Here is a 13,175-nt window from a genome sequence, read left to right as displayed (position 1 = left end):
GAGTGACCGACATGAGGGTGGTCCTCGCCGGTGGCGGGACGGCCGGGCACATCGAGCCGGCGCTCGCCCTGGCCGACGCGCTGCGCCGCCTCGACGCGAGCATCGGCGTCACCTGCGTGGGCACCGAGCGCGGGCTGGAGACCCGTCTCGTCCCGGCCAGGGGCTACGAGCTGGAGCTGGTGCCCGCCGTGCCGCTGCCCAGGGCGCTCACGCCGCAGCTGCTGACCGTCCCCGGCCGCCTCGCCGGGGCGGTCAACGCGGTCGCCGCCGTCCTCGACCGGACGCGGGCCGACATCCTGGTCGGTTTCGGCGGCTACGTCGCCACCCCCGCCTACCTCGCCGCCAAGCGGCGCGGCCTGCCGATCGTGGTCCACGAGGCCAACCCGAAGCCCGGCCTGGCCAACCGCCTCGGCGCCAAGCTCACCGACCACGTCTTCACCGGCTTCCCCGACGCCTCGATCGCCAAGGCCGAATACATCGGCACCCCGCTGCGCCGCCAGATCGTCGAGCTCGACCGGCTGTCCATGGGCGACAGGGCCCGCTCCTGGTTCGGGCTGCAGACCGACCGGCCGACGCTGCTGGTGTTCGGCGGCTCCCAGGGCGCCAGGTCGATCAACGACGCCGCGCTGGCGGCCGCGCCCGCCCTGCGCGCCGCGGGGGTGCAGGTGCTGCACGTGGTCGGCGCCAAGAACACCGTCGAGCACGAGCCGCCGCCCGGCGACCCTCAGTACGTCCTGCTGCCGTACCTCGACCGGATGGACCTCGCCTACGCGGCCGCCGACGTGGCGCTGTGCCGCAGCGGCGCGCTCACCTGCGCCGAGCTCACCGCCGTCGGCCTGCCCGCCGCGTACGTGCCGCTGCCGCACGGCAACGGCGAGCAGCGGATGAACGCCGAGCGCGTCACGGCGGGCGCGGGCGGCATGTTGGTGGACGACGCCGAACTGTCATCTGATTGGATCATTGATCACGTGCTGCCCCTTCTCCACGACCCCGAACGGGTCGCCGTCATGTCAGAGGCGGCCTCGGCGCTGGGCATGAAGGACGCGGACGTCACGCTCGCCAGGAAAGTGTTGGAGATAGTCCGATGAGTCTCGTCAAGCTGGTCGATCCCGTCGCCGCGGAAGAACTGGGCAGGGTCCACTTCATCGGCATCGGCGGTGCGGGCATGTCCGGCATCGCGCGCATCCTTCTCAAGCGCGGCGTGCGCGTGTCCGGGAGCGACGCCCGCAGCGGCGAGCTGGTCACCGAGCTGCGCGAGCTGGGCGCCACCGTGCACATCGGCCACGCCGCCTCGCACATCAAGGACGTCGACACGGTGGTCGTGTCCACCGCCATCCGCGACTCCAACCCCGAGCTGGGCGAGGCGCTCAAGCAGCGGCTGCGGGTCATCCCGCGGGCCGCCGCGCTCGCCGCCGTCATGTCCGGCCGCACCGGCGTGGCGATCGCCGGCACCCACGGCAAGACCACCACCACCTCGATGCTCACCGTCGCCCTGCAGAAGTGCGGCGCCGACCCGTCCTACTGCGTGGGCGGCCAGCTCGTCACGACGGGCCTGGGCGCCGACGAGGGCTCGGGCCAGGTGTTCGTGGCCGAGGCCGACGAGAGCGACGGCTCGTTCCTCATGCTGGCCCCGGAGATCGCCGTGGTCACCAACGTGGAGGCCGACCATCTCGACAACTACGGCGACCCGCGCGCCGTCCACGACAGCTTCGCGCGGTTCGTCGACCGGGTCGGCGAGCTCCTCGTGGTCTGCGCCGACGACCCGGGCGCGGCCGAGGTGGCCGAGGTGGCCCGCCGCCGCGGCAAGCGCGTGGTGACGTACGGGACCGCCGCCGACTACCGGATCTCCGGGGTCAGGCCCGACGGGTTCGGCACCGTCTTCACCGTCGAGGGGCCGGGCGCGAGCAAGGGCGAGGTGCGGCTGGCCGTCCCCGGGGCGCACAACGCGCTCAACGCCACCGCGGTGATCGCCGTGGCCGACGAGCTGGGCCTGCCGTTCGAGGAGATCAGAGACGGGCTGGCGGCCTTCACCGGGGCCAAGCGGCGCTTCGAGGCCAAGGGCGAGGCCGGCGGGGTCGTGGTGTTCGACAGCTACGCCCATCACCCGACCGAGCTGGCCGCCGACCTCAGAGCGGCGCGCGACGTGGTCGCCTCCTACTCCGGCGACGGCCGGGTCATCGCGATCTTCCAGCCGCACCTCTACTCGCGCACCCGGTTCTTCGCCGACGAGTTCGGCACCGCGCTCGGGCTGGCCGACGAGGCGATCGTGCTGGACGTGTACGGCGCCCGCGAGGATCCCGAGCCGGGCGTGTCCGGGGCCCTGGTGGCCGGTCTGGTCCCGCTGCCCGCCGAGCGGGTGGCGTACGTGCCGGACCGGTCGGCGGTGGCCGACTTCGTCGCGGGCCGCGCCAGGCCGGGCGACCTCGTGCTCACCATGGGCGCCGGAGACGTCACCGAGCTGGGGCCGCGGATCGTCGCGGCCCTGTCGCGCTGAGCCGGGGGCGCGGTGACCGCTCGCAAGGTCTTCCTGGTGCTGCTCACCGCCGGTGTGGTGGGCACGGCGGCGTGGCTGGTGTTCTTCTCGCCGGTGCTCGGAGTCCGGACGGTGGAGATCGTGGGAAATGTCACACTAGCGCCCGATGTGGTGAGGAAAGCCGCGGCGGTGCCCGATCTGCACCCGCTCGCCACCGTCGATCTGGCGCAGGTCGAGGACCGGGTCCGCGGCATCCGTCAGGTCGCCTCCGCGAAGGTCGACCGCGTCTGGCCCGCCACGCTCCGCATCGAGGTGGTCGAGCGGGAGCCGGTCGCGCAGATCCCGGCCGGAGACAAGATCGCCGTCATCGACAAGACCGGGGCGGTCATCGAGTTGCGCGACGTGGCGCCGCCCATGCTGCCGGTGCTGAAGGTGGCCAGTCCGGCCGTCGGCGACCCCGCCACCATGGCGGCGCTGGACGTGGTGCGCGGCCTGCCGGCGAGCATCTCGGGGCGGGTTCGCCAGGTCAGCGCCACGACGGGGGAGGACGTCACCCTGGGCCTGTCCGACGGGCGCACCGTCGTCTGGGGCGGCACCGACCGGCCCGAGGCCAAGGCGCGCATCCTGCGGAGCCTGTTGAAGCGCAAGGCCGAGGTGTACGACGTGAGCTCTCCGGACGTGGTGACCCTCAAGTGATCCAATTCCGGATAAGACGCCGCGAAGCATCGCGCGTACCCGGGAAACACGGCGACTTCCCGCCAGGCGTGTCGCCGAGCCTGTGCCGGGCAGCAGGCGCGACGTGAGAGCCTGTAGATCGGGTAGAGCGGCAGGGAGTACCCGACCAGGCAAGACGTCAGAGCGAAACGGACAGCCCGCGACACGCCGGACGTGCTTGCGGCGCGGTTAGTTGACCCGCCCGGAGCGTAACTCCTACTGTCCGTATCAATCCTCAGGTTGACATAAATCTAAATCTCAACTTGAGGTTGAGAGTTACCCGAACTGACAAGACGCGGAGACAATCCGCACCGAAATGGCAAGTCAACGAGCGGAAAGGCCCCTCGTCGTGGCAGCACCGCAGAACTACCTCGCGGTCATCAAGGTCGTCGGCATCGGCGGCGGCGGAGTCAACGCCGTCAACCGGATGATCGAAGAGGGACTCAAGGGCGTCGAGTTCATCGCGATAAACACCGACGCCCAGGCGCTGCTGATGAGTGACGCCGACGTCAAACTGGACGTGGGCCGCGAGCTCACGCGCGGCCTCGGCGCGGGGGCCAACCCCGACGTGGGGCGCAAGGCGGCCGAAGACCACCGCGAGGAGATCGAGGAGGTCCTCAAGGGGGCCGACATGGTCTTCGTCACGGCGGGTGAGGGCGGCGGCACCGGCACGGGCGGCGCCCCCGTCGTGGCCAACATCGCGCGCTCCCTGGGCGCCCTGACCATAGGCGTGGTCACCCGGCCGTTCAGCTTCGAGGGCCGCCGCCGGGCCATGCAGGCCGAGGCCGGCATCGAGACGCTGCGCGACGAGGTCGACACCCTCATCGTGATCCCCAACGACCGGCTGCTGTCGATCTCCGACCGGCAGGTCAGCGTCCTCGACGCGTTCAAGGCCGCCGACCAGGTGCTGCTCTCCGGTGTGCAGGGCATCACCGACCTGATCACCACGCCCGGTCTGATCAACCTCGACTTCGCCGACGTGAAGTCCGTCATGTCCGGCGCCGGCTCGGCGCTCATGGGCATCGGCCACGCGCGCGGCGACGACCGCTCGGTGGCCGCCGCCGAGATGGCCGTCTCCAGCCCGCTGCTGGAGGCCAGCATCGACGGCGCCCACGGCGTGCTGCTGTCGATCGCGGGCGGCTCCGACCTCGGCCTGTTCGAGATCAACGAGGCGGCGCAGCTCGTGTCCATGGCGGCCGCGCCCGACGCCAACATCATCTTCGGCACGGTCATCGACGACGCGCTGGGCGACGAGGTTCGGGTCACCGTGATCGCCGCCGGGTTCGACGACGTGCCGCAGAACGACAAGCAGGCGCCGCGCCCGCAGACCCGCCCCGCCACCGCCGCGAGCGGCACCGGCGCCGCCTCCAGCGTGCCGCCGTCCGGGCTGCGCTCCAGCGCGCCGACGCCGCCCAAGCCGGAGCCCGCGCGCCCTGAGGCGCGCTCCGACTTCAGGCCGGAGCCCCGTACGGACTTCCGCCAGGAGCCGCGCTCCGACTTCCGCCAGGAGCCGCGTCCCGAGCCCCGTCCCGAGCCGCGCTCCGACTTCAGGCCGGAGCCCCGCACGGACTTCCGCCAGGAGCCCCGTACGGAACCGCGCCCCGAGCCGCGCCCGGAGCTCCGCCCCGAGCCGGTGCGTCCGGCGGAGAGCGTCCAGGACCCCGCCCCGGCCTCCTCCGCCGACGAGACGCCGGCTGACGGGCCTTCCGGCCCGGTGTCGATCCCGCGCCCCGCTCCGGAGCCTGCCAATCCGCCCACGCCCATCACCTCCCGCATGTCGGAGCCCGGCAAACGTCGTCCGGTGGTCTTCGAGGAGCAGGAGGAGGAACTCGACGTCCCCGACTTCCTCAAGTAACCGTTCCACCCGGCCGCCGCTCCCTCCGCTTCCGCACCCGTGACGCGGTACGGGAGCGGCGCCGCCATGTCAGGCCCCGTTCGCGGGGCTGCCGGTGGAAGGCGGGGCGCCGGGGCGTCCCGGGGGTCCTCCCCTCAGGCGGGTGCGTGGTGTGCGGGGGAGAATGGGCTGACAGGAAGGAGAGGCGTGCGGAAGGAAGAGATCGCCTCGCGCGTGGCCGAGGTGGACGAGCGGATCGCCGAGGCGTGCCGGGCGGCGGGGCGGGACCGGGACGAGGTGACGCTGATCGCCGTGACCAAGACGTACCCGGCCGACGACGTGCGGATCCTGGCCGGGCTGGGCCTGCGCGACGTGGGCGAGAACCGCGACCAGGAGGCCGCGCCGAAGGCGCGCGAGTGCGCCGACCTGCCGCTGACCTGGCACTTCGTCGGTCAGTTGCAGACGAACAAGGTCCGCTCGGTGGTGGGGTACGCCGACGTGATCCACTCGGTGGACCGGCCCCGGCTGGCGAGGGCGATCAGCGGGGAGGCCGTCAAGCGGGGCAGGGAGGTCTGCTGCCTGGTGCAGGTGGCGCTCGACGACGACCCGGGGCGCGGCGGCGCCGTCCTGGCCGACGTGCCGGCGCTGGCCGACCTGATCGCCGGCGCTCCCGGTCTGCGGCTCGGCGGGGTCATGGCGGTGGCGCCGCTGGGCGAGGATCCGGCCAAGGCGTTCGCGAGGCTGCGTGATGTCGCGGTGGCCGTACAGGAGAGGCACCCACGTGCCACGATGATTTCCGCGGGGATGAGCGACGATCTGACGGAGGCCATCTCCCACGGCGCGACACACGTGCGGGTCGGTACGGCGTTGCTCGGCCGTCGGAAGCTCTTCGTCAGGTAATGTCCCCTCAAGTGGGTCTTCAGGCCCATGATCCGGTAGAGGTCGATCAGCGGTGAGCTCCAAGGGGGTACGGCTACCGCCTCGGACCCGGCGACAGGCCCGAGCGAGTGCGACCATGAGCAGGAGGACGACTTAGCGATGGCCGGCGCGATGCGCAAGATGGCGGTCTACCTCGGTCTCGTGGAGGACGACCGCTACGAGAGGTACGAGACCTACCCCGACGACTACCCGTACGAGGACGACGTCCAGCGCGCGGGCGAGGACCGGCCTGTCACGGTCCAGGACCGGGAGGAGGACACCGATCCGTCCGTTCCCGCCCCCAGGCCGGCCACCACTGTCCTTGAGCGCCGTACCACCGACCTGGCCCGGATCACCACCCTGCATCCCCGCACGTACAATGAAGCCCGAACCATCGGCGAGCACTTCCGTGACGGCACCCCCGTCATCATGAACCTGACTGAGATGGTCGACAGCGACGCAAAACGGCTCGTCGATTTCGCGGCAGGTCTGGTCTTTGGCCTACATGGAAGCATTGAACGTGTTACCAACAAGGTGTTCCTGTTGTCCCCTGCCAATGTCGAGGTGACCGCCGAGGACAAGGCTCGAATCGCGGAACGCGGGTTCTTCAACCAGAGTTAGAGTGCTCTGTATGTCAATCGGACTCAACCGGGTCTCGCCGAGACCGGGGGAGTACATCAGAAGTGGAGGCGCGGCCGGACCGTGGGGATAGTCAGCCAGATCTTGGTCGTAGTCCTGTCTCTCTACCTGGTGCTTCTCATCGGCAGGATGATCTTCGAGACGGTGCAGGCGTTCGCCCGCTCGTGGCGGCCCACCGGGGTCGTGCTCGTGCTGGCGGAGGTCACGTACACCGCGACCGACCCGCCTCTCAAGTTCCTCCGCCGTTTCATTCCCCCACTGCGGTTGGGTACGGTGGCCTTTGACCTAAGCTTCACAGTCCTCTTCATCGTCGTGTTGATCTTGATCAACGTCGTAGGATCGTTCGGTCCGTGACGAGGTCTGCAGGGCACCCGGTCATGATCCAACTCGTGTCCGCGCTGAAGTGATTCGGGTGACCGTCCCTCCGGACAGACTCCAAGCGCGCCAAGGAGACCAAAATGCCGCTTACGCCCGCTGATGTGCGGAACAAGCAGTTCAGTACCACCCGGCTCCGACCGGGCTACGACGAGGAAGAGGTCGACGCCTTCCTCGACGAAGTCGAGGCTGAGCTTGACCGCTTGATCCAAGAGAACGAAGAGCTGCGTGCCAAGCTTTCCGAGTGCATGCGTGGCAAAGTGCCTGGTGGCATGAACATGCCCATGGCCTCCGCGCCCGTGCAGGAGCAGCCCAAGCCTGAGATGATGGCGCCGCCCCAGCCGGAGCCCATGCGCGCGCCGGAGCCGCCGCAGCATCAGCAGCCGCAGCCGGTCCCGGTGGGCATGAACATGCCGCCCGCCGAAGACAACATGGACACCGCCGCCCGCGTGCTCGCTCTCGCCCAGCAGACGGCCGACCAGGCGATCGCCGACGCCCGCCGGGAGGCGGACGAGACCGTGACCCGCGCCCGCCGCGAGGCCGACGAGATCCTCACCAAGGCCCGCCGCCAGGCCGAGCAGGTCATCGGCGACGCCCGCGCCCGCGCCGAGACGCTCGAGCGCGACGCCCAGGAGCGGCACCGCCAGGCGATGGGCTCCCTCGTCCAGACCCGCGACGAGCTCGAGCGCAAGGTCGAGGAGCTGCGCAGCTTCGAGCGTGAGTACCGCAGCCGCCTCAAGCTCTACCTGGAGAACCAGCTCGCCGAGCTGAACGTCTCAGCGGAGGGCAGCGGCGGGTTCCCGGTCATGTCGGGCGGTCCCTCCGGCGCGCCGGCCATGTCGCACGCCGTGCCCCAGGGCGGTCAGCAGCCTCTGCCCGGCAACCCCAACCCGTTCGGCGGCGAGGCCCCGCAGGGTGCCTTCCCCGGCAGCGACGGTCCCCACAACGAGCGCCGGTAAGGTGTAGCGGGTCACACCAAGGACCCGTCACTCGAAAGAGCCCCTAGTGATCCTTATCAGTGCTGGTTTGGTGCTCGCGGCAGTGATTCTGCTGATCGCGGGCTTCGTACTGGCAAAGCCGTTCCTGATCATGTGGTCCATCGTGGTCAGCGTGCTGTCCGCGCTGTTCCTCGTGATCGGAGCGCTGCTGCGGCGTCACGAGCTGTTTCCCGGTGGTGGGCAGGCCGCGATGCCGGCCACCCCTCCTCCGCCGGCAGGGCTCGTGCCTCCCGGCGTCCCGCCGTACGCCCAGACCGGCCCCATGGGCGCGCCGCCGTCCCGTCCGCAGCCCTACCCGCGGACGGCGACCGTGCCGTCGCCCGCGCCCGGCGTCCCCACGCCGCACCGGCCCGCGGCCGGGGGGATCTCCCCCGACGCGATCGTGCTGGTGATCCCCGGGCGCAAGCGATACCACGTCCGAGGCTGCCGCCAGCTGACCGGGCGGGATCACGAGGAGCTCACCTACGAGGAGGCTCGCGAAGAGGGCTTCACGCCCTGCACCGCCTGCCTGCCCGACGCCGCGCTCGGCGGGCGGCAACTGCCCCCCGCCGACGACTCGGCGCCCGCGGTCCCCGCTGAGAGCCTCGCAGACCCCTCCGAGCCGACCCGTGACCTCCGGCCGCCGGTGCTTCCGCCGGAGCCCGCCACCCCCGCTCAGGAGTCCGCCGCCTCGCCCGCCGAAGCGGGCTGGTTCGGCCGCACCACCGAGGACGCGCCGCCGCCCGCGGGCAAGGGCGAACCGTCCGCAGCCGCCGCGCCGGAGCCCGAGGGTTCCCGTCCCGGCGCCCCCACCGCCGAGCAGACCCGCCCCGTCCAGCAGCGCGGCCGCCCGTCCGGAGGTCGTCCTTCCGGTCCGTCTGCGGAGAGCCGCTCGTCCGAGGGTCGTCCTTCTGGTCCGTCTGCGGAGAGCCGCTCGTCCGAGGGTCGTCCTTTTGGTCCGTCTGCGGAGAGCCGCTCGTCCAGGCAGGACCGTCCGGAGCGCGACGACCCGGAGCCCGGGCGCGGTTCCCGGTCCCCGTACGAGCCGGGTCGTCCGGCGTCGGGATCCGGCTCCTCGCCGCAAGGGCCCGGTCGTGGTGCCCAGGGCGCGGGCCAGCCGTCTCAGGAGCAGGGCAAGCGTCCGTACGCGGCTTCCGCACGGGCGGACGAGCCGGACTCCGGGCCTGACACCCGCCCGCAACCCCGCGTGACCGCCGCCGGCACGCCGGTGCCTCCCGCGCCCGCGTCGGGTTCCCGTGAGGGCTCGGGTGACCGGCCCGCACAGGGGAGGCCCTCCGGTACGGGGGATCCCGCCACAGGCGGCACCCCGTCGGCGAGAGGGGACCAGGCCACGTCCCGTGAGGAGAAGTCCGGGAGCGGTAACGCTGTGAAGGGTGATCGGGCTGCGTCTCCTAAGTCAGGGAGCGGTGCCTCGTCTGTGACAGGTGCCGGCCGGGATGATCGGGCCGAGTCTCGGGAGAAGAAGCCTGGTGCCTCGGCTGTGGGTGGTTCCGCCAAGGGTGATCGGGGCGCGTCTCGCGACGATGAGGGTGAGAAGGGCGTGTCACGTGAGAAGGGCGGAGGCGACTCGTCCGTAGCGGGTTCCTCCGAGGGGGAGTCGGCTTCCGCGACGGAGAAGACTGTCAGGACGCGTTCCCTGTTCGAGCCCGCGTCCCCGGCTGGGGCGCAGCGGCCGCCGTCGTCGGCCGAGTCCGCCAAGGCTCAGGGACCGTTGCCCAAGGGCGCCGCTTCTCGTGACACCCGTCCGTCCGAAGACAAGGCGGAGAACGGCAGGACCGCGCCTGGTGACAGTTCGGACGCCGACGATGCGCGCGACCAAGAGCCTGCCGAGGCGGCGAACGGTGACAGTGGGGCCAAGGGGTCCGGCATGGTCAAGGTCATCGTCGGCACCCGCCGCTACCACAGCACCGCCTGCCCGCTGATCAAGGGGGCGGGTGACTCGGGTGTGGAGACCATGACCCGCAACCAGGCGGAGGCCGCGGGTCTGACCCCCTGCTCCGTCTGCCAGCACGCTCACGAGACCGTCAGCTGACCGTAGGTCATCCCCGCGACAACGGTCCGGACCGCTCCGGCGGGGTGCCCCGGAGTGAGCCGGGGCGTTGTCCGCGCAGTGCCCGTGTCGGGGGAGTCCGGACGGCGCGGCGCTGTGCGGGCCTTGAACTGGCAGAGCCGATCCTGCGGGACCGGTCGGCTGGGGGTGATCTGCGGGACAGGTTGGCTCCGGGGTGATCCTGCGGGACCGGTCGGGGGTGATCTGGAACCGACTGGCTCAGGGGTGATCCTGTGGGACTGGTCGGCTGGGGGGTGATCCTGTGGGACCTCGGCTGGGGGGTGATCCTGTGGGACAGGTTGGCTCGGGGGTGATCTTGCGGGACCTGTCGGGTCAGGGGATGATCTTGCGGGTGCGGAGGTCGGTGAGGATGTCGAGGAACATCTTCTCCGTGTCGACGAACTCGTGGAAGCCGAAGCGGCGGGCCTTGGAGCCGTCGGCGATCACGTCGTAGTCCCAGGAGAAGACGGCGTCGCCGAACGCCCACGACGACACCTCCTCGTAGGAGTGCGGTTCGAGCCCGTACTTCCCGGTCATCTCACGCCAGAGCGGCTCCTTGTCCGCCATGACCACCTGGAGTGACATGGGCAGCGGATCGGCCACCTCAAGGTCGAAGAAGCGGGCGATCTTCGGCCACATCTCGTTCCAGCGGAAGAGGTCGCCGTTGTTGATGTTGAACGCCTGGTTGGCGCAGCGCGGGTCCGTCGCCGCCCAGACGGTGGCCTTGGCCAGCAGGCCGGCGTCGGTCATCTCCAGCAGCTTGTCGTAGGCGCCCGGGCGACCGGGGAAGCGCAGGGGCAGGCCGAGTTCCTTGGAGACGGCCGCGTAGACGGCGATCACCATGGCCAGGTTCATCGGGTTGCCCAGGGCGAATCCGCACACGACCGACGGGCGGAGCGCGCTCCACGTCCAGCCCGCCCCTCGCTGCCGCCTCTCCAGGAACGCCTGCTGGTCGACGTTGAACTCCGGCGGCATGTGGCCCGGGTCGGACTCGCGGGCCGGGGTCTTGAAGGGACCCAGGTGCGCCCCGTACACCTTGTAGCCCTGCATGAGGCTGACATGGGTCAGACCGGGCGCCACCGGCTCGATCGCGTCGACCACGTTGACCAGCATCGCCAGGTTGGGCGGCACGAGTTCGGCCCACGTCGGGCGGTCCTGGTAGGCGGCGTAGAAGACGTGGGTCACCTCGGTGAGCCCGCTGAGCTTCTTGGCGGTGTCGTCCCGGTCGAGCAGGTCGACGGAGACCTGGCGGACCCGGCCGGTGGTCTCGCCACCGCGACGCGAGAGCCCGATCACCTCCCAGTCGCCGAGGGCGTCGAGATGCTCGACCAGGTTGCGGCCGATCACCCCTTGGGCGCCGACGACGAGGGCGACCTTCCGCTGGACGCTGTTCATCTTTTCTCCTCTTCATGATGGTGTCGCCGCCCTTGGCGGCCTTTCGGAGCAGCGGCCCCAGGCCGTGCTCGCGCTGGGTGTGAGCCGGCCGCCGCGTCGGTGCCGTCATGGGCCCATTCCGCCTGTCCGGTACAAGTCTGGGGCGAGTGTCCTCTATAGGGCCAACTCATAGTTTCTATCGTCCTGATAAGTTCTGTGCATGATCAGCTTGCGGCAGCTCGAATACCTGGTCACGGTCGTGGACGAAGGGTCCTTCACGCGCGCCGCCGAGCTCCTGCACGTCACGCAGCCCGCCCTGTCCCACCAGGTGCAGGCGCTGGAGCGGGCGATCGGGGCCGCGCTGCTCGAAAGGTCGCCGCGCGGCGTCACCCTCACCCCGGCCGGGCGGGCCATGCTGCCCCACGCGCGGGCCGCGCTGGCCGACGCGGCCGGTGCGGTGTCCGCGGTGCGCCGGGCCGCCGGGCTCAGCGCGGGTGAGCTGCGGCTGGCGGCCGTCTACTCGGTCAGCCTGGGCGTCCTGCCCGCCGCGCTGCGGGTCTGGAGCCGCCGCCATCCGGGCGTCGATGTGCGGCTGTTCGAGCACCGGCACTCCGACGAGCTCGCCCAGGCGATGGCCGGCGGGCAGGCCGACCTGGCCATCGGCCCCCGCCCGCACGGCTGGGCCGGGCCGGTGCACACCCTCGGCGAGGAGGAGTTCGTCATCGCCGTCTCGCGGGACGACCCGCTGGCCGGCCGGCAGGCGGCCGAGGCCCGCCTGGAGGAGTTGCGGGAGCGGCGCTGGGTCCACTACGCGCCCGGCAACGGCCTCGCCGACATCCTCGACCGCGCCTGCGCCGCGGCGGGTTTCCAGCCGAAGATCGCCGTCAGGGCCGAGCAGACGGCGTCCGCGCCGATCCTGGCCGCCGCGGGGCTCGGGCCCGCGCTGATCCCCGCCAATGTGGTGCCGGCCGGCTACGACGGCCACACGCTCAAGCCGGTGCCCCGGGTGACCCGCGAGCTCACCGCCTACACCCGCGCCGCTCCCGACGCCCTCTGCGCCGCCTTTCTCGATCTGCTGCTCGACACCACGCGCGAGCGGCTGGCCCGCCCCTGGTAGCGGACGCGACCAGGGTGAAAGGGCGGCAGGATGGGTCGATGAGGATCACCAAGTACGGTCACGCCTGCGTACGGCTGGAGAAGGGCTCCCGGGCCCTGGTCATCGACCCGGGGGTGATGACGCCCGAGCCCGAGGCGCTGGAGGGCGCCGAGGCGGTGCTGATCACGCACGAGCACTTCGACCATTTCGCCCCCGAGCGGCTGCGTGAGCGTCCCGACCTGCCCGTGTACACCTGTCCCGGGGTGGCGCGGCACCTGACGGAGCTCGGGGACCGGGTGCGGGTGGTCAAGGACGGCGACGTGCTGGACGTGGCCGGGTTCCGGGTGGCGGTCCTGGGGGAGAAGCACCACGTCAGCCATCCCGACATGCCGCCGGTCGACAACGTGGGGTTCCTGGTGGACGGGGAGGTGTTGCACCCGGGCGACGCGCTGACCGTCGTGGAGGTGCCGACGCTGCTGGTGCCGGGCCAGGCGCCGTGGATGACGGTGCCCGACCTGATCCGCTACCTGCGGGCGGTACGGCCGCGGCGCGCGTACGCGATCCACGACGGGCTGCTCAACGAGTGGGGGCTCAAGGTCCTCGACGGCGTGCTCGCCGGCGAGGGTGAGCGGGCCGCCGCCGAGTTCCGGCGGCTGCCCGTCGGCGGCTCCGCCGAGGTTTGACGCGCCCGGCGGGGAAGGACA

Annotated in this window: 12 protein-coding genes; 11 read left to right on the top strand and 1 reads right to left on the bottom strand. The window is 71.4% G+C overall.

Translation table 11 applies throughout. The annotated features are described in order from the left end of the window. The first annotated feature begins 11 nt into the window (after positions 1-11). The 9 genes from murG to ACIBF7_RS12760 all read left to right on the top strand — a co-directional run bounded on the left by murG (position 12) and on the right by ACIBF7_RS12760 (position 9,983). Positions 12-1,088, top strand: coding sequence for an undecaprenyldiphospho-muramoylpentapeptide beta-N-acetylglucosaminyltransferase (murG, locus tag ACIBF7_RS12800; protein WP_148032675.1), 1,077 nt, complete (start codon positions 12-14; stop codon positions 1,086-1,088). Then, a complete protein-coding gene (murC, locus tag ACIBF7_RS12795) occupies positions 1,085-2,494 on the top strand; it encodes a UDP-N-acetylmuramate--L-alanine ligase (protein WP_148032674.1) in 1,410 nt (469 codons plus the stop codon). The genes murG and murC overlap by 4 nt, the downstream gene beginning before the upstream one ends. 12 nt (positions 2,495-2,506) lie before the next feature. Next, complete coding sequence (locus tag ACIBF7_RS12790) at positions 2,507-3,169, top strand: cell division protein FtsQ/DivIB (RefSeq protein WP_148032673.1); 663 nt, start codon at positions 2,507-2,509, stop codon at positions 3,167-3,169. 367 nt (positions 3,170-3,536) lie between these two features. After that, on the top strand, positions 3,537-5,042 hold the full coding sequence (gene ftsZ, locus ACIBF7_RS12785; RefSeq protein ID WP_397197142.1) for a cell division protein FtsZ: 1,506 nt from the start codon (positions 3,537-3,539) through the stop codon (positions 5,040-5,042). 186 nt (positions 5,043-5,228) lie between these two features. Beyond that, positions 5,229-5,921, top strand: coding sequence for a YggS family pyridoxal phosphate-dependent enzyme (locus tag ACIBF7_RS12780; RefSeq protein ID WP_397197141.1), 693 nt, complete (start codon positions 5,229-5,231; stop codon positions 5,919-5,921). A gap of 138 nt (positions 5,922-6,059) precedes the next feature. Beyond that, positions 6,060-6,560: a cell division protein SepF gene (locus ACIBF7_RS12775; RefSeq protein WP_148032670.1), complete on the top strand. Its 501-nt coding sequence runs from the start codon at positions 6,060-6,062 to the stop codon at positions 6,558-6,560. Positions 6,561-6,641: 81 nt separating this feature from the next. Next, a complete protein-coding gene (locus tag ACIBF7_RS12770; RefSeq protein WP_148032669.1) occupies positions 6,642-6,932 on the top strand; it encodes a YggT family protein in 291 nt (96 codons plus the stop codon). Between the two features lie 104 nt (positions 6,933-7,036). Further along, entirely contained in the window at positions 7,037-7,912 is an 876-nt protein-coding gene (locus ACIBF7_RS12765) for a DivIVA domain-containing protein (protein WP_148032668.1), read from the top strand. 82 nt (positions 7,913-7,994) lie between these two features. Then, positions 7,995-9,983, top strand: coding sequence for a hypothetical protein (locus tag ACIBF7_RS12760; protein ID WP_397197140.1), 1,989 nt, complete (start codon positions 7,995-7,997; stop codon positions 9,981-9,983). Between the two features lie 351 nt (positions 9,984-10,334). Here the strand turns inward: ACIBF7_RS12760 and ACIBF7_RS12755 are convergent, their stop codons facing one another. Continuing rightward, positions 10,335-11,396 carry an SDR family oxidoreductase gene (locus tag ACIBF7_RS12755; protein WP_148034741.1) on the bottom strand — a complete coding sequence of 354 codons (1,062 nt, stop codon included), beginning with the start codon at positions 11,394-11,396 and terminating at the stop codon, positions 10,335-10,337. A 199-nt stretch (positions 11,397-11,595) separates the two neighbouring features. Here ACIBF7_RS12755 and ACIBF7_RS12750 point away from each other — a divergent pair, with 199 nt between their 5' ends. Both ACIBF7_RS12750 and ACIBF7_RS12745 read left to right on the top strand, forming a co-directional pair. Next, positions 11,596-12,492 (top strand): LysR family transcriptional regulator, encoded by an 897-nt coding sequence (locus tag ACIBF7_RS12750; protein ID WP_397197139.1) that lies wholly within the window; start codon positions 11,596-11,598, stop codon positions 12,490-12,492. Positions 12,493-12,530: 38 nt separating this feature from the next. After that, positions 12,531-13,154 (top strand): MBL fold metallo-hydrolase, encoded by a 624-nt coding sequence (locus tag ACIBF7_RS12745; protein ID WP_397197138.1) that lies wholly within the window; start codon positions 12,531-12,533, stop codon positions 13,152-13,154. Positions 13,155-13,175: the final 21 nt, after the last annotated feature.

Source organism: Nonomuraea sp. NPDC050478 (assembly GCF_044458265.1).
Lineage (GTDB): Bacteria > Actinomycetota > Actinomycetes > Streptosporangiales > Streptosporangiaceae > Nonomuraea > Nonomuraea ferruginea.
The sequence above is the reverse complement of the archived record's forward strand: the minus strand, read 5'-3'. Positions and strand labels throughout refer to the sequence as shown.